Consider the following 17,711-nt stretch of genomic DNA (forward strand, 5'->3'; position numbering starts at 1 on the left):
CTTCACTTCCTGGGATTGATCTCGTCAAGTTACGAAACTGAAATTGCCTCTTTCCCGCGCCGCACGAGGCGTCCGGGTAGCACGCCCGTTTGTTCGCCTTGCCAATAGGTGATTTCACCGGAAACGAGGGTCGCAATATATCCATCGGCGAGCTGGTTCATGCGTTTGCCGCCAGCCGGCAGGTCGTAATTGACGGTCGGGACATGAAGTGAGAGCGCATCGAAATCGATGATATTCAGATCAGCTTTCAGGCCAGGGGCAATCCGTCCGCGGTCTGTGAAGCCAACCGTGTCGGCGGGCCGTGAGGTCAATTCCGCAATCGCATCGGCGAGGGAGATCCGCTCTTCTTCCTTGGCGTCACGTACCCAGCGTTGCAGGAAATAGGTCGGGAAACTTGCATCGCAGATCAGACCATAGTGGGCGCCGCCATCGGCGAGCGCCATGACTGTATCAGGGTGGCCCAGCATTTCGCGAACGGCGTTGAGATTGCCTTCGGTGTAGTTCGCAGCGGGAAGGTAGAAGAGCCGCTTGCCGTCATCCTTCAGCAGGAGGTCGTAGGCATACTCTTCGACAGTTTGACCGGCAGCATTGGCGCGGGATTCAATGCGATCCTCGCGCGTCGGCTCGTAATTCGGTGCCTTGTCCCACTCATGCGAAGCGCGGAACGCATTGATGAGGTTCAGCGTGACGGGATTGGAATCGTCGGCTTTTTCCGAAAGCAGCTTTGCGCGGAACTCCGGATCACGCATGATGCGGACGCGCTCTGCCAGCGGCAGGGAGGCGATTTCCCTGTAGCTCGGATGGGCGGTGAAAGGGTGCAGGCTGAGATCGAGACCGAAGAACATGCCGACTGGCCGGGGCGCGACCTGGCCGCGTATTTTCAGTCCATCGGCGCGGGCGGCTTCCAGTGCTTCAAGCACAGCTCGCCAGCCGCGCCCCGGCTGGTTCGGAACGTCAAGAAGCGTAAAAGATATGGGGCGGCGGCCATGCTCGGCGACCTGACGCACCAATGAGAACTCGGATTCGGCATCACCATCCGGCGCCGGAATGAGCTGAAAGACGCCCGCGTCGGCATCGACAAGGCCATCCATCAGGGCCTTCAATTCGTCCGTCTCCGAATACAGGCTTGGCGCCAATTCGCCTGCCTTGGTCCGGTGCATCATGTTACGTGACGTCGTCACACCGAACGCACCTTCAGCGATGGCTTCGGTGACAAGCGCCCGCATTTGCTTCAGGTCTTCGGCTGTCGGCGCTTCCTTGCGGGCCGCACGTTCTCCCATCACGAAAATGCGCAGGGCGGAGTGGGGCACCTGGGTCGCTACATCGATGTCGAGCGCGCGATCTTCCAGCGCATTGAGATAGTCGGGAAAGCTTTCCCAGTTCCACGGCAGACCATCGACCATGACGACTTCAGGGATATCTTCCACGCCTTCCATCAGCTTGACGAGCATGTCCCGCTGGTGAGGTCGGCAAGGCGCAAAGCCGACACCGCAATTCCCCATCAGGACAGTCGTTACGCCATGGCCTGAAGAAGGAGCCAGCCGGTTCTCCCAGGTTACCTGCCCATCATAGTGGGTGTGAATGTCGATGAACCCTGGCGTCACGATGTAGTTGGACGCGTCAATCTCACGATCGCCTTTGGTATCGATGGATCCGACCGCCTCGATGCGACCGTCACGGATACCGATATCTGCAGTGTAGGGAGCACCTCCGGTTCCATCGAAAACCGTTCCTCCCCGAATGACCATGTCATAGCTCATCGTTCATGCTCCCTTTTCATATTCTTTCAGTGTTTCTTGTAGTTTGCGGACATGCTCCCGGCTCAGTTTGCCTGCACCGGCCGGGTCGCCTTCCAGGATCTTTTTTCCGACAGCGATAAGTTCAGAGGCGTGCTGTCCGCGCAGCCTCAGAAAACCGTACTGGGCCCGCAGAACGTGAACCCGTACGCGGGCGAGCAGGTGAGACAGCTCGTCATTGTTCGCTGTGGCAGCGAGCGCGCTGTAGAACTGACGGCGCGCGGTGACAAAGTCGCGAGGCGACATGGAATTCTGGAGGCGTTCCAGCTCGGCCGTTGCGAAGGCGAGCCGGTCGCTGCTTGCCCCTTTGGCAATTTCACATGCAGCGCTTTCGGCCGCCAGGCCGAACAGCAATTCGGTAACTTTGAGTGTGTCGACACCCTGTTGCGGCGTGAGCGTCACAAGGGCGGCGCCGCGATTGGGGGTGATGGACACCACGCCCCGGACCTGGAGCTGTTGCAGGGCGTCACGCACAGCCTGCCGGCCGACGCCGAACCGTGCGCAGAGTTCCGCTTCCACGAGTCGCTGGCCGGGTATGTATTCGCCAACCTCCAATCCTTCGATAATGGCGTGAACCATGCTGATCGCCGAGGGCTTCGGCGAAGGATCCGGTTTGAGGGCGTATTTGGACATGCCCAAATATTTCGCTCCACCCTCAGATTGTCAACAATATTGTAGACAATCTGAGGGTGGGATCCTGGAGCGAAGTCACGACAAGCGAAATCGCCCGCGCAGCGCAGCCGAACCTGCATATGTGTGGGGCAGCAAACAGGTTGTGTTTTTGGGGAACTGGCGACCCCGGCAGGATTCGAACCTGCGACCGTCCGCTTAGAAGGCGGATGCTCTATCCAGCTGAGCTACGGGGCCGAATCCGGACCCGGATGCGCGACTAGTGCGTCCAGGGCTGTTTCCGGTTGGCGTCGAAATTGGCACTATACGACTTTACAAGGCGTTTGCGCTCATGTGTCGGCTCGACGCGGAAGGCGATACCCTCGCGCTTGGCGAATTCGACGGCCTGCTCCTGGGTGTCGAATTCCATGCGGACCTGACCGGATGTGTCGTCGATGCTGGTCCAGCCCATCAAGGGATCTGCAGTGCGGTGGACATTTTCCTTAACGAATTCAAGCACCCAAGCTTTGGTCTTGCCACGGCCCGACGTCATCGCGCTCTTGGAGGGCTTGTAAATTCTCGCCTGCATCTGCCTGTCCCTGTAGGCCGCCTGAAAAAAATGGTCGGAGCGATAGGATTCGAACCTACGACCCTCTGGTCCCAAACCAGATGCGCTACCAGACTGCGCTACGCTCCGGACTCCCGGTGTAATGATCGCGCCCGCCGGTGCAAGTCCTTTTCGCGGTTGCGAACAGTGATCAGCGCTTTTTCCGGGCCGGGCGCATCAGGCCTTCCTGGGCGACGCTGGCCACGAGGCGGCCGTCCTGGGAGTAAATGGAGCCGCGATTGAAGCTGCGCGCACCGCCGGCATAGGGGCTGTCCATGGAATAGAGGTGCCAATCGTCAAACTTGATGGGTGCGTGGAACCACATGGCATGGTCGAGGCTGGCGGACATCAGCTCTCCGGTCATCCAGGAAATGCCGTGCGGGCGGTTGCCGGTGCCGAGCAGCGCCATGTCACTGGCATAGGCCATCAGGCAGTGGTGCAGCCACGGCGCCTCGTCGATCTCGCGGGCGACGCGGAACCAGAGATTCTGCTGGTCGCTGGCCTTTTCCGGCTTCAGCGGGTCCAGCGGATCGATTTCGCGCATCTCGATCGGACGGGGACGCAGGAAATGGCCGCGATGGCGCTCCGGCACTTTCTCGGCGAACTTGCGGCGCCATTCGATGCGGTCACCCAGCGTTTCCGGGCCTTGAACCTCAGGCATGTCATGCTGGTGGTGCCAGCCTTCTTCGACCACCTGGAAGCTGGCGGCGAAGTTGAAGATCTGCTTGCCGTGCTGGATCGCGACGACGCGCCGTGTGGTAAAGCTGCCGCCGTCGCGGGAATGGTCGACTTGGTAGATGATGGGCACATTCGGGTCGCCGGGGCGGATGAAATAGCAGTGCAGTGAGTGGCATGGCCGGTCTTCCGGCACAGTGCGATAGGCGGCCACGAGGCTTTGCGCGATGACCTGCCCGCCGAAAACGCGCTGGCTTTCCTCTTCATCCGGGCTCTGGCCGCGGAAAAGGTCAGTTTCGAGCCGCTCGATATCGAGCAGGGCCAGCAGATCGCCTACCGGATCAGTCATTCTTGTTTGCCTCCCATTGTGCACTGCAGCAGATACAGAACCGTGCCGCAGATGCAATCCCTGCCTGTTTATGGGCCTGTGTGCGGGCAAATCGATGAAATTTCAACGATTCCCGAACCGGGCCGTTCACCCTGTTCGATTACAGTGTGCGCTAACGACATTCTGGTGGTGTGCAAGGCGGTTGTCGATGAAGGCCCTGTCAAATCTGCAGCGAGACGCAAAGTTCCTGACGGGGGCGCTGAGCCTCCTGAAATGGACAAAGGGGATCTCGCCCGACAGCGATTTCCTCGTGCCGGATGATTTCGAGCGAGCTGTAGATGAGCACGAGATCCGCATCGCTTTCCGCTTTGAGGGCCGCCTGACGACCTATGCCGAGTTCGATGCCCGCGCGAACCAGTATGCCCACTGGGCGCTGCAGCGGGGCCTGAAGAAGGGCGATGTGGTCGCGCTGCTGATGGAGAACCGGCCGGACTATGTCGCGGCCTGGGTCGGCCTGTCGAAGGTGGGCGTCATCACGGCGCTGGTGAACACCAATCTCGATGGCGAGGCGCTGGCCTACAGCCTCAACATTGTCGGCGCGCGGAAACTGATCACCGGCACAGGGTTCGAGGCCGCCGTTCACACTGCGCAGCCTTGTCTGGAGCAGCCGCTCGACGTTTGGTCGTTTAACAGCCCCGTCTTTCGAGACATTCGGGCTGACCTGAAGGATATGCCCACACACCGTCCGACACGCCTGCGCCGTGCGGGCTTGAAGGGCAAGGATACCTGCCTCTTTGTCTACACGTCCGGCACGACCGGTATGCCAAAGGCGGCGAAGCTGACCCATGCGCGGGTGCGCACGTTGATGCGCAACTTCATCGGCCCGTGCGAGATTACCCCAAAGGACCGTATCCTGGAGGCGCTGCCGCTCTATCACGCGACCGGCGGCGTCTGCGCCGTGGGCGCGGCGCTGATGAGCGGGGCAAGCCTGATCCTGGAGCGCAAATTCTCCGCCAGTCGGTTCTGGAACGAGGCGGCGCTGAACGGGGCGACCCTGTTCGTCTATATCGGTGAAATCTGCCGTTACCTGCTGAACCAGCCGGCGGGACCAGCCGACAAGGCACACCAGATCCGCGGCGGTTTCGGCAATGGCCTGCGAGGGGATGTATGGGCACGTTTTGCAGACCGGTTCGGCGTGTCGGATTTCAAGGAATTCTACGGCTCAACCGAGGGCAATGTCAGCCTCCTGAACATTGACGGCAAGATCGGAGCCTGCGGCCGCATCCCGCCATGGATGAAGAAGCCGTTTGCCCATGTGGCCTTTGTGACGCCGGACATGGAAACCGAGCAGCCGGTTCGCGGCGAAGACGGGTTCTGCATTCGGGCTGGCGTGGATGAAGTTGGCGAAGTGCTGGGCCGGATCGGCGACGACAACCGCACCCGGTTCGAAGGCTATACCGACAAGCGCGATACCGAAGGCAAGGTGCTGCACGATGTCTTCGAAAAGGGCGACATGTGGTTCCGCACGGGCGACCTGATGCGGAAGGACAAGGACGGTTATGTCTATTTCGTCGACAGGATCGGCGACACCTTCCGCTGGAAGGGCGAAAACGTCGCCACGAATGAGGTCGGCGAAGCCTTTTCACATATCCAGGGTGTGGAGACGGCCAATGTTTATGGAATTGCCGTGCCCGGCGCCGATGGCAAAGCGGGCATGGCGGCAATCACGGCGTCGGATGAACTCGACATAGCTGGCCTCCACCGGCTGCTGGCAGAACGCCTGCCGGGATATGCCATCCCGGTCTTCCTGCGCGTGCAGAAAGAGCCGGAGACGACCGGCACCTTCAAGTATCGCAAGTTCGAACTGGTCAAGGACGGGTTCGATCCTCACCAGGTGCGTGATCCGCTCTACGTCTACAATGCCGAAGAAGACCGCTACGAGCCGATGACGGAAGAGGTCTACAAAAAAGTCGTGAGCGGCGGTGGCCGGTTCTAGGCGATCCGGCCCATGCGCTGTTCGAGGCGTGTGGAGAACCAGGAAATCAGGCGGCGCCACAGTTCATCCTTCAGGATGGCGCCTTCGACATCATGGTCGATCGACGGGTTGTCATTGATCTCGATGATCATTACGCCCCGGTCGGTCTCTTTCAGGTCCACACCATAGAGGCCGTCGCCGATGAGGCGGGCGGAGCGCACGGCGGCGTCCACAATGTCCGGCGGGGCATCCTCGACGGCGACAGTCTTGAACCCGCCTTCGGTCGTCTTGCCGCCCGGCCCGTGCTTCACGATCTGCCAGTGGCCGCGCGCCATCCGGTATTGGCAGGCATAGAGGGGCTCGCCGTTCAGCACGCCGATGCGCCAGTCGAACTTCGTCGGCACGAATTCCTGCGCGATGACGAGCGCAGTCGTCTCGAACATGGCCTTTACGCCATCCTTGAGTTCTTCCAGCGTCTTGGCTTTCACCATGTTGGAGCCGAATGATCCATCCGGTGTCTTCAGAACGACCGGCGAGCCGAGCTTGTTGAACACGGCTTCCAGGTCTGACTTCTCGTCAAGGATCTCCGTCTGCGGAATGGGTAGTCCGGCCTTCTCCAGAATCTCTTTGAGATACACCTTGTTCGTGCAACGAATCATGGAATGCGTGTCGTCGATGACGGGCATGCCTTCCTGCTCCGCCCGGCGGGCGAACTTGTAGGTGTAGTTGTTGATCTGCGTCGTTGCGCGAATGAACAGGGCATCGAACTCGGCGAGACTGGTCAGGTCCGACGGCTCGATGATCTCAACTTCAACGCCCATCTTTGCGGCGACGTCGGCGAGGCGCTTGATAGAGGCTGGCTTCGACGGGGCAGTGTGTTTCTCGTTCGGATCCACCAGAACGGCGAGGGCCCACTTGGCGGGTGCCTTGGTTTTCGGCTCGCTGATCCGTCCGCTGGTATAGGTCTCCATGGCGCGGAGGAAAAAATCGCGCCGCTCGCCTTTCAATTTCTGCGGTGGCACCATCCGCACACGGGCGATGCCATGCGGAGCATCTGCGTCGAACTCGACCTCCAGCGCCGGTACGCGGAACCAGTCGGAGACTTCACGGGCGAGCCGCTCATAGCCGGCTGTTTCGGGCTTTGAGAAAGCAACGAACAGGCTCTCGATTTCCGGCGCGCCCTTGGCACGGGCTTCGCGCAGCCGCTCGCCAAGGTCGGGCAGGGCGTGATTGTAGAGGCCCTTGGCCGAAAGCTCGACCATGGTCTGCACGCTGGGGCTGACGCGGTGGCCGCGCGCCTCGGCCAGAAGGGAGGCGTAATAGCCTTCCGACTGATAGCCATAGGAGCGGCAGAGGTTCAGGATATAGGGGCGCCGTCCGGCGAACAGGGCCGGCCTGGTGATATAGTCGGCGACGCGGAGCACTTTGTGCGGCGTCTCGGCTTGGGAAATATCGTTCGCGTTTTCAACGAGAATGACCCAGTCGGTCATGAATCTGCTATGCCTCAGAGTTGGATGGGCTTTTCCATCCGGGCTGCTGTTTCCCCGTCCGGATAGTAAGACGGTAATTGCGCCATTACGCGGAATCCGTGGCGTTCGTAAAGCCGGATTGCAGTGGCGTTGGATTGGCGGACTTCCAGGCGCACCCGGTTACAGCCCCGGCGGGCTGCATCGGCCTCCCCGGCGGCCATAAGCGCCGATGCGATGCCCTTCCCGCGGTGGTCTGGCGCGACGGTCAGCGAGTAGAGCCGGGCCGCTTTCGTCCCTGTGCGGTAGAGGTAGACGGCCGCACCGCAGATTTCGCCATCTGAAATAGCGACATAGGCCATTGACTGGCCGCGCAGCAGGCGCCGCCAGGTGCGGACAGGGAAACGATCGTCCTCGGGAAAGTTTTGCTCCAGCGCCACAAGGGCGGGGATGTCGGCTTCAGTCGCGGGCCGTAATCGGACGGCGGTCATGTGCGGACCATGTCGTCGCGGTGGACGATGGCAGGGCGGCCGCGATAGCCGAGAATGGTCTCGGTCTCGTCGCTCTGGCGCCCGGCGATGCGCTGGATGTCGGCGGCGGAGTAGGCTGTGACCCCGCGGGCGACAATCTTGCCGTCCGGCCCCTTGATGGCGACCGCGGCGCCCTTGTCGAAATTCCCGTCCACGCCGGTGACGCCGACGGCCAGCAGGCTGGCGCCGTCTTTCAGGGCGCGGGCGGCGCCCTTGTCCACCTTGATGAAGCCTTCCGGCTGCAGGTGTCCGGCGAGCCAGGCTTCGCGAGCGCGAGCGGGGGTTATGTTGGCGCGGATCAGCGTCGCCCGGGCGCCTTCGGAAAGGGCCAGCAGCGGGTGTTCACGGTTGCCGATCGTGATCACGGTGGAACAGCCTGCGGCATGCGCAATGCGCGCCGCCGCGAGCTTGGTGACCATGCCGCCTGAGCCGACCCCGGCCGAGGCATTCGCCCCGGTCGCCATGGCGTCATGCTCGGGCGTCAGTGCGTCCAGCACGTCGATATGCGTTGCGTCCGGATTGCTGCGCGGGTCAGCAGTGTAGAGACCGTCGATGTCCGACAGGAGGACCAGCAAATCCGCGCCCATCATCTGGGCGACCCGCGCGGCGAGGCGGTCATTGTCCCCGTAGCGGATCTCTTCCGTCGCGACGGTGTCATTCTCGTTGATCACCGGAACAATGCCGGCTTCCAGCAGAGTTTCCAGTGTCGCACGGGCGTTCAGCCAGCGGCGGCGGATTTCCGTATCGGTCGGCGTCAGCAGCGCCTGGCCGACGGTCAGCCCATGCGGCACGAAGGCGGCAGCGAGAGCGGCCATCAGGCGCGGTTGGCCGATCGAGGCAGCGGCCTGCTTCTGGTCGAGCCGGGCCGTGCCCGCCGAGCCGAGTTCTGCCCGGCCGAGCGCCACCGCGCCGGAAGACACGAGGATCACATCCTGCCCGCGTGCCCTGCAGGTTGCGATGTCGGCGGCCAGCTTCTCCAGCCAGGCATGACGGGGGTGCCCGTCCTCGGCGATCAGGGCCGATCCGGTCTTAACGACGATGCGTTTTGCATGGGCGAGGGCGTCAGCTGTCATGGCGCGCAGCGATACATGAGTGCGGGCTTTGCCGGAAGAAAAAAGTCGAGCGTTGACAAGGCAAGCCGTTGCGCCTCAGTGGAGCCAAAAGAGAGGTACCCATGCCGCAGTTCAACATGATCCTGATCACACCCGAACAGGCCGCCGGTCACGAAGTGCTGGAGCACACGGCGGGCACGCCGCTGCGCGAAGGCGGAGGGGACGAGACCTATCGCTGCGGACGGTGCAAGACGACGCTGCTGGTGGATGTGGCTCATCATGATGCGCATGGCGTGATCGTGAAGTGCGGCAAGTGTGGCGCGATCAATACGGAACCGCACCACCACTAGGCCTTAAAGCGGTGTCCAGCTGTCGTCCGTGTCCGGATTCTCTTCAGCTTCCAGTTCAGCCTGGATGCCAAGGTGGCGGGCGATCTCGTAAAGCGCCTGCTTCACGCCCTGGCCGGTGACGCCCGAGATGAGCAGGGGCTTGCCCTTGTATTCGGTGGCGAGCTGCTTTGCCTGCTCCTCGACGAGTTCCGGCGTCAGCGCGTCAATCTTGTTGAGGCAGACGATTTCCGGCCGCTGGGCCAGTTCCTCGTCATAGGCTTCGAGCTCGCCGCGGATTGTGCGGTAGGCGCCCGCGACATCGTCCTGTGTGCAGTCGATCAGGTGCAGCAGCACCTTGCAGCGTTCCACGTGGCCGAGGAAGCGGTGGCCGAGACCGGCGCCCTCTGCAGCACCTTCAATCAGGCCCGGAATGTCCGCCAGAACGAAGCGCGTGCCGGGTCCGAGATCCACGACGCCGAGGCCGGGGTGAAGCGTTGTGAACGGATAGTCCGCGATTTTCGGGTGCGCCGCCGTCACCGCCGACAGGAAGGTGGACTTGCCGGCATTCGGCAGGCCGATCAGGCCCGCATCGGCGATCAGTTTCAGGCGCAGCCAGATCCAGGCCTCTTCGCCTTCCTCGCCCGGATTGGCGCGGCGCGGGGCCTGGTTGGTCGAGGATTTGAAGCGCATATTGCCCCAGCCGCCATTACCGCCTTGCGCGAGCAGCACGCGCTGGCCGACCTCTGTCAGGTCCGCGATGAGGGTTTCCTGGTCTTCCTCGAAGATTTGCGTGCCAACGGGCAGTTTCAGCACAACATCGTCGCCCTTCGCGCCGGTGCGCTGCTTGCCCATGCCGTGCCCGCCGCGCTTTGCCTTGAAGTGCTGCTGGTAGCGGTAGTCGATCAGCGTGTTCAGCCCCTCGACCGCTTCGGCCCAGACATCGCCGCCCCGGCCGCCATCGCCGCCATCCGGGCCGCCATATTCGATATACTTCTCACGCCGGAAGGAGACACAGCCTGAGCCGCCCGTTCCGGACTGAATATATACCTTGGCCTGATCGAGGAACTTCATGATGCTCTCTTACGTGTATCAGCCGACACGCGCCATGTCGAAATGGTCGACACGCTCGCCGCGGCCCATACAGAAAATGGGGCGCCGGTCGGCCTTCATGAACTGCAGCTTTTCAAGCACGCGGCCGGAGGCAGGGTTGTCCGCCAGATAGCCCGAAACAAAGCCGCGCTCGCCCCGTTCGCGCAGCCACTGGATCAGCGCGCCTGCGGCTTCCGTCATGATGCCTTTGCCCCAGGCAGCCGGAGCCAGCCAGTAACCGATTTCGAATGGCAGCTGCAGCTCGTCCCTCTCTGCGCCGACAATGCCGATCAGTTCACCGGCCTGTTCGATGGCAAAGATGTGTGCCGCATTCCGCTCCCGGCGGGCCGGATGCTTGGAGATCCATTCGGCAGACTGGGCCACCGTCTGGTGCGGCGGGATCCGGGCGACCATACGGTAGATCTTCGGATCATTCACCAGGTCAGTGATCGTCGGTGCATCGTCCACGCGGAGCCGCCGCAGGGCGAATCTGTCGGTCGTTATGGCTGCGCACATGCTGTGACTCCTTCCTGAGTCGTAAGCGGGCAGGGGAGGCATTGAAAAAGGGGGAGACAGTGGCCTGCCTCCCCCTGGAAACTGATCGTCTGGTGCGATCCGGCCACGTTCCCGCGGCCGCGCTGTCAGCCGCTATTCTGCTGCTTCCGCCACCGGTACAATGTTTACGTAGACGCGGCCCTTGGCCTTCTTCGCAAACTCGACCTTGCCCTCGGTGAGCGCAAACAGGGTGTGATCGCGGCCCATGCCGACGCCTTTGCCCGGCCACTTCTGGGTGCCGCGCTGACGCACGAGAATGTTGCCCGGGATGACGTGCTCGCCACCGAACTTCTTCACACCGAGATACTTCGGATTCGAATCGCGGCCGTTACGGGACGAACCACCTGATTTCTTATGAGCCATGGTTTGCTCCTGATCCTTTAGCGGAGGGCCTTATACAGGCCTTATGCGTCTTTTGCGAGTTCTTTTGCCTGCTCGACCCAGCCGTCCTTGGCGAAGCGGCCGGAAAGGCTGAGTTGCTCTTCCAGCTCGGCGATCTGAGCATCGGTAAGGGCAGCGATCTGGGCGAAGGTGGTGATGCCTGCGCCATTCAGCTTCTTCTCAAGTGCCGGGCCGATACCGGTCAGCTTCTTGAGGTTGTCAGCTGCGCCAGCTTCAGCGGTCGGGGCGGTAGCTGCCTCTGCTTTCGGAGCAACGGCTTCAGCCTTCGGGGCGTCTTCCGTCTTGGCAGCGGCTTTTTTCGCCGGCTTCTTGGCACCGTCAGCGCTGATTCCGGTGATTTTCACCACGGTCAGGTGCTGCTTGTGGCCGATCGTGCGGCGGTAGGTCTGGCGCTGGCGCTTCTTGCGGGTGATGACTTTGTCACCACGGGTCTGCTCAGCAACTTCGCCGGTCACAGCGGCGCCGGCCACGACGGGCGCGCCAACGGTAACATTTGCGCCTTCGCCCAGCATGAGGACGGTATCGAACACCACATCCTTGCCAGCTTCGGCATTAAGCTTTTCGACAACAATCGTATCGCCTTCAGCGACCTTGTATTGTTTGCCACCTGTCTTGATGACCGCGAACATGGGTCTCATCCTTCCGGCATGGAAATAAACGGGATATGCACGGGAGCCGTCACCGGCCCCGCGCCTGAAGCGGGGGGTAAACACTAAAGCGGCAGCGCTGTCAAATATCATCTTCAGGCGTTTTCAGGTGGTTGAAATCCGCGCGCAGTCATTATAGGTGACGGCGCTTCAACACCGGCGCGGAGAGGTGCTAGAGTGGTTGAATAGGCTAGTCTCGAAAACTAGTGAACTCGCAAGGGTTCCGAGGGTTCGAATCCCTCTCTCTCCGCCAGCCACACCCCCAAACAGAGAAAAGTACCGTCGCTTCCGCGCAAAGCCCCACACACAGTGGGCTTTGGCGCCAGGGCTGCGTCTCCGTTTCCGGAACAGGGTAGATTTCGCGCCCGAAGTCGGCCGTCGTCTCCAATCGCCAAATGCAACAGTACCCTTAGGCCGGTTTTCCCTGATAACCCGCGATTTACAGGGAAATTTCGCAAATTAACAGGGAAGCACTCCGGAGCGCTCCTGGAAACACGCGTAAAATCAGTGGGTTTCGGGAGAACTCCCTACTCAAGGAACAGGGAATATCCCGACGACAAGCAGGGAATTGTTTTTGGAGAACAGGGAACCGGATTGCCGGTATCAGGGAGCCACTTCAAACCCCAGCATCGTCGATTGCTCGTCCCAATCCAGCGGAATGTCAGATGTCACGAGCTGCGTCAGCGTCAGTTCCTCAGGCTGCTTGCCTTCCAGGATAGCGCTGACAATTGCGGGTGAAAGGAACGCGAGCTGGATGCGCTGTCGGAGCATGAGCGTCTGCCATCCATAACGCTTGGCGATGTCCTTCATGAGGGTGCCGGATTTAATTTCCTCCAGCCAGGAATGCGCCAGGGCAATCATCCGGATCAGCTTCGGATCCGGGGCCGTATGGATCGCCCCAAATACCAGCCTCGGCTCCTTCCCGCGCCGCCTGATACCAAATGGCACTTCAAGCCGAAGCCGGGTACCGTCAATTTCTTCTTCCGGGACCCCGAGCCATTCAGCGATCGCATTCGCAGACAGTGTGATGTCCAACTGCCCGACCGAGACCTGAACCCGCTCGACCAGGTCCGCTGCCATGTTCCGGGAGAACCTACCGAGTTCGCTCTTCAGGCTTTCAAGTAGCAACGGCGTTGGACTGCTGAGGAGCCGCGACACGTCACCGTCGATATGCCGGAAGACCGTCTCGCTCACAGCGTCTTCCAGCTGCTTTGCGGGCAGCCTCCATCCGGTAGCATCCGTTGGTGATCCTGCCAGCAGCCGACCCGAGACATAGTAGCGATACCGGCGACTGCCCTTCTGGGAATGTGTCGGGGTCAGGAAGTCCCCCGTCTCGTCAAAGATCCGTCCGGTCAACAATGCGCCCGACCTGGACCGCGAGCGGATTTTCCCCGGTGACTTCCGGTCGAGTTGTTCCCGGACCCGGTCCCACAGCTCCTGCTCGACGATCGCGTCATGCAGGCCCTCATGGGATTCCTGCTTATGGCGGATGCGGCCGATATAGACTGGGTTACGCAGAATGAAGTTGATTTGTCCGCGATTGAGAGGTTTCGCACCCGTCACCTTGCCATCGCTGAAGGTCCGCCGCTTGGACCGGTAGCCACAAGCGATGACGTCTCGCTCGACCTGACGCAGGCAGCCATGCTGATCGTAGAGACGGAATATATCCCGGACGATCTCGGCCTCCGTCTCGTTGATCACAAGCGTCTGCATTTTCGGGTCCGGATGCCGGTCATATCCCAGAGGAAGCAGGCCGCCCATCCAGAAGCCCTTCTTCTTCGAGGCGGTGATCTTGTCGCGGATGCGTTCCGCCGTGACCTCTCGTTCGAACTGGGCAAAGGAGAGCAGCACATTCAGCGTCAGGCGCCCCATACTCGTCGACGTGTTGAACGACTGGGTCACGGAGACGAAGGAGCAGTCCGCCTCATCAAAGCGGTCGACCAGTCTGGCAAAGTCCGAAAGCGACCGGGTGAGCCGGTCGATCTTGTAGACAACGACCAGGTCGACCTTGCCATCCGCAATGTCCTCCAGAAGCTGTTGAAGCGCAGGACGCTCCAGATTTCCGCCGGATAGTCCGCCGTCATCATAATGTGCGGGGATCAACTTCCAGCCTTCATGTCTCTGGCTGGAGATGTAGCTCTCGCAAGCTTCCCGCTGGGCATCGAGTGAGTTGAAAGTCTGGTCCAGGCCCTCATCGCTCGACTTGCGGGTATAGATGGCGCAGCGGATGGTTCGGCGCTCGGGCTTTGTCATGCCGCCCTCTTTAGGCCGAAGAAGCGGGGCCCGGACCATTTGGCGCCGGTGATCTCCTTTGCGATGGCGGAGAGCGACCGGTAGGTCTTGCCGCGGTAGGTGAAGCCATTCCCGATCCGATCCACGACATGCGTGACGCCGTTCCATTCGCGGACGAGTCGGGCATCGGATTTGAGGTGGACGGCAGGACTGATTGCTGGGTCCTCATCGGCGATCGACTTAAGCCGCTTCCTGAGACGAAGGCCCGGGCCGCCGCGTTCAGCGGCCTGGGTTTCGAAGGCGACGATCCGGCGGAGCAGGGGTGTGCTGAGGCCCTTCGGCGTTGGTGTTTCAAGTAGCCGCTGGTAGCGATCGACCAGATTGGCGCGAGAAAGATCCTGAACTTCGGCCGCGGACGTCATTTCTTCGCTCCGGCAATCCGGTAGCGGGATTGCCGCGATCCGTCTGCAGGCTCCAGCTTTTCCACTTCGACTCCAGCCTGCTTCAGGCGGGTGAGCGCAGCGCGAGTTGTGTGCGTCTGCCAGCCGAGTTTCTTGGAGAGGACTTCAATGGTCATGCCCTCTGGTTTGGCGAGAAGGCTTTTGACCTGATCAGACTTTGAAACCTTGGCTTTGGGTTTCGGTGCGGCGGGGTTGGATTTGCGGTTGGTCATTGAGGTTCCTTTCGGGTGTGAGGAAGCGGTCAGTGCTTCCACGACCCGAAGGCCCGGTGGTCTGGCGGGCGTCCGCGGCGTTGCCCGCGGCAGAATTACCAATGCTCGGAATAAGGTTGCAGTCTAGTCTATTCGTTCTGTAAACGGATATATTTCAGCATGGCGGCCTCGGCTTTGTCGCAGTGAGATTTTGCCTTGTCGAGTAGGGCGCCGAGGGCTTGGATTTCCTGGAGGCGTTTGTGGTCTGGAAGAACAGGCAGCTGAGCCTCTACGGCCTGCCCGCAGGCATCTTCAGTGGCCTCCAGAACTTTTGTGATCCTGCGACGGATTCGGTCGATTGCGTTCATGCCGGACACGTGCGCTAAGGTCGACGCAGAAGTCCACGTTACTACCGGGTGCTTCGGCTGGAAAACCCCGAAAGGAGACCTAAGCGGGCCGGAGCCTCAAAGGTTATGTTCGCGTTTGTCCAAGTGCATATCTGCCATATAAGACCACGCTTCCAGTCCACCCTCCGATCACTGCGATCGGTAATTTTGGCGCTTTGAGTTGAAGTAAAACGCCATCGGTACACTTTGAGTGTGGTGCTCTGAACTCGACATCAACAAAAGTCGCGTAATCGTGCTGTCATGGATTCCGCCTTTCGGGAAGGCGCATTGAATCTGCGCCTCTTGACGCATGAGGTCGGCTTTTGCAATTGCAGTCTCATATTCCTTGTGCGCCCGTGCGAATTGTACCGCCAATCTCTGCTCAAAGTTTGGCTTCACACCCCTCGCATCCACTCGAGAAAGGTATCTGTAGGCATCTCGCAGAACGGGCACATGAGGCCGCGGCCGCTTTTCAAGCCACCACTCGAAAATCTCACCATAATGTTGCGCGATCGAAAAGCTTGTCGATCTGATCGCCTTTGCCAGGCCTGGAAGATTGTGGAGTGCGTCTCCGTCTCGCGTCAGGATCGTGAACAGGATTTCCTTCCAGCGCAGAGGATGGTCGGTGATGATCGCTGCGCCCGTCGCTTGGGCCACGTACATCGCCATCTCGAAATTCGGCGCCAGCTTGAATGCTGCAAGCTGAGCGCCTTCCTCGCCGCTGTCGAGATAGGCGCCCTCCTGTAAGACAGCAAAAGGGTCTTCCTCTTTGAGCGCCCGCATTCCGTCCAACATCCTTTCGATCTCTTCCGGCCCCATCTGCGGTGCGTGCCTCTTGAACATAGCGCGCTGTCCGTCTTCGGAGAGCTGGTACAGCGTTCTGCGAAACTCAGCCGAGGCCAATTCTTCAAATCCGCTATCCTCTTTGGGAATAAGCGGCTTGAGAACGCTCCAGCGCTCTTGAGCGAGGTGCAGGGTCTGTTGACGCAGATGGTAATCGAAATCCCAAGGATCCGGGAAAAGATTGACTATGCCGGCTTCAACGAGGGGCATGACTTGCATGAAGAACAAAACGCTCTTCAAGACTTCTTGGCGGTAGGCTTTGGGGTTTTTGACCGGGTTGTACTTATCCGCCATCACCCGTGGATTGACGAATGGATGTTGGATTAGCAGCTCGCCGAAGAGAAGTGATGCTCCCAAGCCGGTTTCAGTGATTTTGGTTGCGTCAAGCATGCCGGTGTAGACCGCTCGCGCTGAGCCGTCTGGCTTTGGTAGCAGGGCCAACAAATCGGTTTCCATCGGCCACATGGCCTCGTACACTGAATAAATCTTGCTAATCTTTTCATCCGTGATCGATTGACGAACCTCGGTCCAGTCTTGGTCCGGTCGAAACCCCAGGATGTTCTCGATTCCACGAAACAGCGCCAAGTTTCGTTCCCGGATGCTGAGCTCACACCAGGTGGGCCGTAAGTGCACGGGTTTCCGCTTGCAACAATCGGCATAGACTTTGTCAGACCCGCACCCGCAGAGATCACGCGGTTTCAGCTCTTTTTCGATAGGTGGCTTTTTGAGAAATTCGCGCTCCTTCTCAGTGCGCCCGAAGGCGTCCTGGTAGTGCACATCACCACTTTCATAGCGGACATACATCTCACCCCCGAAGCCGAATAGCTGATCTGAAGGCGGCAACAAGACCTCGCCGAGCGCTTTCCAGTTCTTTGCATTCGTGACTGGTTCAGGCAGCCACGTCTCTTCACCGGCGGCAACGAATTTATGGGCCCGGGTGCGAATGATCCGATTGATTGCCTCGACCTCCTCAGTCGTCAGATTCCGACTCCGGATGAAGGCGTCGGTGCGCACCATTGAAGTTCTGAAGCGGCGGGGAAAGGTTCGCTTGGTCAAAGGGTCAGTTGTCGGATCCTCTGCAAACTCGAGATTGGTCAGGATCAGGCAGTGATCGCGATCGAACGGGAACAGTGTTTGGGTGCCTTTCAATTCGATGCCGGGCTCGTGAGGATAAGCGCAGGTCTTAGAGCCTGGCGGTGCGCCGGGATTAAACACCGTAACCGGGTGATCCGAGACGATGAATTTGACGGCTGAATCCACCGCTGAAACGATTTCGCGCACGCCTTCAGTCCATATCGTACAATGCATCATCCGGATGGCCTGCATCTCCATCATCAGCTCGTTCTGCGTGAGGGATGGGTACTGAGCGTTCAGCCACGCCAGCCCCTTGGGAGTCCGCAACTTCTGGATGTCGATGTATTCGAACAGGGTCTCAAAGTTTTGGTGGCACTCGACTGGGTCGCCGCCGGCAAATGCTCGCACTGCGTTGGCGCCCCTCGTATCGATGTGAACCGCCCCGGGTTTGCCGGAGGCTCTGT

General features: G+C 60.4%; 18 protein-coding genes and 3 tRNA genes. 3 read left to right on the top strand and 18 right to left on the bottom strand.

The features are described 5' to 3' along the window. Positions 1–29 precede the first annotated feature (29 nt). The 6 genes from HY26_RS09080 to HY26_RS09105 all read right to left on the bottom strand — a co-directional run bounded on the left by HY26_RS09080 (position 30) and on the right by HY26_RS09105 (position 4,036). Positions 30–1,760 (bottom strand): amidohydrolase family protein, encoded by a 1,731-nt coding sequence (locus HY26_RS09080; protein WP_112073459.1) that lies wholly within the window; start codon positions 1,758–1,760, stop codon positions 30–32. A 3-nt stretch (positions 1,761–1,763) separates the two neighbouring features. Further along, positions 1,764–2,429 (bottom strand): GntR family transcriptional regulator, encoded by a 666-nt coding sequence (locus HY26_RS09085; protein ID WP_051599837.1) that lies wholly within the window; start codon positions 2,427–2,429, stop codon positions 1,764–1,766. A 157-nt stretch (positions 2,430–2,586) separates the two neighbouring features. Then, positions 2,587–2,663, bottom strand: a tRNA-Arg gene (locus HY26_RS09090). A gap of 22 nt (positions 2,664–2,685) precedes the next feature. Continuing rightward, positions 2,686–2,994 (bottom strand): ETC complex I subunit, encoded by a 309-nt coding sequence (locus HY26_RS09095; protein ID WP_034766499.1) that lies wholly within the window; start codon positions 2,992–2,994, stop codon positions 2,686–2,688. Between the two features lie 31 nt (positions 2,995–3,025). Further along, positions 3,026–3,102 (bottom strand) — tRNA-Pro (locus tag HY26_RS09100). A 61-nt stretch (positions 3,103–3,163) separates the two neighbouring features. After that, positions 3,164–4,036, bottom strand: a complete 873-nt coding sequence (locus tag HY26_RS09105; protein ID WP_034766497.1) for an acyl-CoA thioesterase II — start codon at positions 4,034–4,036, stop codon at positions 3,164–3,166. A gap of 187 nt (positions 4,037–4,223) precedes the next feature. Here HY26_RS09105 and HY26_RS09110 point away from each other — a divergent pair, with 187 nt between their 5' ends. Beyond that, positions 4,224–6,011, top strand: a complete 1,788-nt coding sequence (locus HY26_RS09110) for a long-chain-acyl-CoA synthetase (RefSeq protein ID WP_112073460.1) — start codon at positions 4,224–4,226, stop codon at positions 6,009–6,011. On the opposite strand, the gene HY26_RS09115 is transcribed toward HY26_RS09110, so the two are convergent. Genes HY26_RS09115 through proB form a run of 3 tightly spaced genes read right to left on the bottom strand, consistent with a single transcriptional unit; the run spans position 6,008 to position 9,068 of the window. After that, entirely contained in the window at positions 6,008–7,480 is a 1,473-nt protein-coding gene (locus tag HY26_RS09115; RefSeq protein ID WP_112073461.1) for a RimK family protein, read from the bottom strand. The genes HY26_RS09110 and HY26_RS09115 overlap by 4 nt on opposite strands. Positions 7,481–7,494: 14 nt before the next feature. Then, positions 7,495–7,947 (bottom strand): GNAT family N-acetyltransferase, encoded by a 453-nt coding sequence (locus HY26_RS09120; RefSeq protein ID WP_112073462.1) that lies wholly within the window; start codon positions 7,945–7,947, stop codon positions 7,495–7,497. After that, positions 7,944–9,068, bottom strand: coding sequence for a glutamate 5-kinase (proB, locus tag HY26_RS09125; protein WP_370453441.1), 1,125 nt, complete (start codon positions 9,066–9,068; stop codon positions 7,944–7,946). Before proB ends, HY26_RS09120 begins: the two co-directional genes overlap by 4 nt. A 92-nt stretch (positions 9,069–9,160) precedes the next feature. On the opposite strand from proB, the gene HY26_RS09130 reads away from it, so the two are divergent. Then, on the top strand, positions 9,161–9,388 hold the full coding sequence (locus tag HY26_RS09130; RefSeq protein WP_034766492.1) for a hypothetical protein: 228 nt from the start codon (positions 9,161–9,163) through the stop codon (positions 9,386–9,388). Between the two features lie 3 nt (positions 9,389–9,391). Here the strand turns inward: HY26_RS09130 and obgE are convergent, their stop codons facing one another. From obgE to HY26_RS09150, 4 genes are all read right to left on the bottom strand, one after another. After that, positions 9,392–10,438 (bottom strand): GTPase ObgE, encoded by a 1,047-nt coding sequence (gene obgE / locus HY26_RS09135; RefSeq protein ID WP_112073464.1) that lies wholly within the window; start codon positions 10,436–10,438, stop codon positions 9,392–9,394. 18 nt (positions 10,439–10,456) lie between these two features. Then, positions 10,457–10,972, bottom strand: coding sequence for a GNAT family N-acetyltransferase (locus HY26_RS09140; protein ID WP_051599971.1), 516 nt, complete (start codon positions 10,970–10,972; stop codon positions 10,457–10,459). Between the two features lie 132 nt (positions 10,973–11,104). Next, positions 11,105–11,374, bottom strand: coding sequence for a 50S ribosomal protein L27 (gene rpmA, locus HY26_RS09145; RefSeq protein ID WP_034766490.1), 270 nt, complete (start codon positions 11,372–11,374; stop codon positions 11,105–11,107). Positions 11,375–11,415: 41 nt separating this feature from the next. Beyond that, complete coding sequence (locus HY26_RS09150; protein WP_112073465.1) at positions 11,416–12,042, bottom strand: 50S ribosomal protein L21; 627 nt, start codon at positions 12,040–12,042, stop codon at positions 11,416–11,418. A gap of 181 nt (positions 12,043–12,223) precedes the next feature. On the opposite strand from HY26_RS09150, the gene HY26_RS09155 reads away from it, so the two are divergent. After that, positions 12,224–12,313 (top strand) — tRNA-Ser (locus HY26_RS09155). Positions 12,314–12,663: 350 nt separating this feature from the next. On the opposite strand, the gene HY26_RS09160 is transcribed toward HY26_RS09155, so the two are convergent. The 5 genes from HY26_RS09160 to HY26_RS09180 form a co-directional block, all read right to left on the bottom strand. Next, complete coding sequence (locus tag HY26_RS09160) at positions 12,664–14,313, bottom strand: recombinase family protein (RefSeq protein ID WP_112073466.1); 1,650 nt, start codon at positions 14,311–14,313, stop codon at positions 12,664–12,666. Further along, positions 14,310–14,714, bottom strand: coding sequence for a DUF2924 domain-containing protein (locus HY26_RS09165; protein WP_112073467.1), 405 nt, complete (start codon positions 14,712–14,714; stop codon positions 14,310–14,312). Before HY26_RS09165 ends, HY26_RS09160 begins: the two co-directional genes overlap by 4 nt. Next, on the bottom strand, positions 14,711–14,965 hold the full coding sequence (locus HY26_RS09170) for a DUF3489 domain-containing protein (protein ID WP_112073468.1): 255 nt from the start codon (positions 14,963–14,965) through the stop codon (positions 14,711–14,713). The genes HY26_RS09165 and HY26_RS09170 overlap by 4 nt, the downstream gene beginning before the upstream one ends. 128 nt (positions 14,966–15,093) lie before the next feature. Further along, a complete protein-coding gene (locus tag HY26_RS09175) occupies positions 15,094–15,312 on the bottom strand; it encodes a hypothetical protein (protein WP_112073469.1) in 219 nt (72 codons plus the stop codon). 168 nt (positions 15,313–15,480) lie between these two features. Then, positions 15,481–17,711, bottom strand: a 2,231-nt coding sequence (locus HY26_RS09180; protein WP_112073470.1) for a DUF4238 domain-containing protein, incomplete at its 5' end; no start/stop codon positions are given.

Origin of the sequence: Hyphomonas sp. GM-8P, from assembly GCF_003263315.1 — a bacterium.
Lineage (GTDB): Bacteria > Pseudomonadota > Alphaproteobacteria > Caulobacterales > Hyphomonadaceae > Hyphomonas.

What these genes read in the sequence shown, in the direction of transcription:
- HY26_RS09085 (WP_051599837.1), bottom strand. Translation starts at nt 2,429, where the DNA reads ATGTCCAAATACGCCCTCAAACCGGATCCTTCGCCGAAGCCCTCGGCG.
- obgE (WP_112073464.1), bottom strand. Translation starts at nt 10,438, where the DNA reads ATGAAGTTCCTCGATCAGGCCAAGGTATATATTCAGTCCGGAACGGGC.
- HY26_RS09175 (WP_112073469.1), bottom strand. Translation starts at nt 15,312, where the DNA reads ATGAACGCAATCGACCGAATCCGTCGCAGGATCACAAAAGTTCTGGAG.
- rpmA (WP_034766490.1), bottom strand. Translation starts at nt 11,374, where the DNA reads ATGGCTCATAAGAAATCAGGTGGTTCGTCCCGTAACGGCCGCGATTCG.
- HY26_RS09165 (WP_112073467.1), bottom strand. Translation starts at nt 14,714, where the DNA reads ATGACGTCCGCGGCCGAAGTTCAGGATCTTTCTCGCGCCAATCTGGTC.
- HY26_RS09095 (WP_034766499.1), bottom strand. Translation starts at nt 2,994, where the DNA reads ATGCAGGCGAGAATTTACAAGCCCTCCAAGAGCGCGATGACGTCGGGC.
- HY26_RS09080 (WP_112073459.1), bottom strand. Translation starts at nt 1,760, where the DNA reads ATGAGCTATGACATGGTCATTCGGGGAGGAACGGTTTTCGATGGAACC.
- HY26_RS09115 (WP_112073461.1), bottom strand. Translation starts at nt 7,480, where the DNA reads ATGACCGACTGGGTCATTCTCGTTGAAAACGCGAACGATATTTCCCAA.
- HY26_RS09150 (WP_112073465.1), bottom strand. Translation starts at nt 12,042, where the DNA reads ATGTTCGCGGTCATCAAGACAGGTGGCAAACAATACAAGGTCGCTGAA.
- HY26_RS09110 (WP_112073460.1), top strand. Translation starts at nt 4,224, where the DNA reads ATGAAGGCCCTGTCAAATCTGCAGCGAGACGCAAAGTTCCTGACGGGG.
- HY26_RS09140 (WP_051599971.1), bottom strand. Translation starts at nt 10,972, where the DNA reads ATGTGCGCAGCCATAACGACCGACAGATTCGCCCTGCGGCGGCTCCGC.
- HY26_RS09160 (WP_112073466.1), bottom strand. Translation starts at nt 14,313, where the DNA reads ATGACAAAGCCCGAGCGCCGAACCATCCGCTGCGCCATCTATACCCGC.
- HY26_RS09130 (WP_034766492.1), top strand. Translation starts at nt 9,161, where the DNA reads ATGCCGCAGTTCAACATGATCCTGATCACACCCGAACAGGCCGCCGGT.
- HY26_RS09120 (WP_112073462.1), bottom strand. Translation starts at nt 7,947, where the DNA reads ATGACCGCCGTCCGATTACGGCCCGCGACTGAAGCCGACATCCCCGCC.
- HY26_RS09105 (WP_034766497.1), bottom strand. Translation starts at nt 4,036, where the DNA reads ATGACTGATCCGGTAGGCGATCTGCTGGCCCTGCTCGATATCGAGCGG.
- HY26_RS09170 (WP_112073468.1), bottom strand. Translation starts at nt 14,965, where the DNA reads ATGACCAACCGCAAATCCAACCCCGCCGCACCGAAACCCAAAGCCAAG.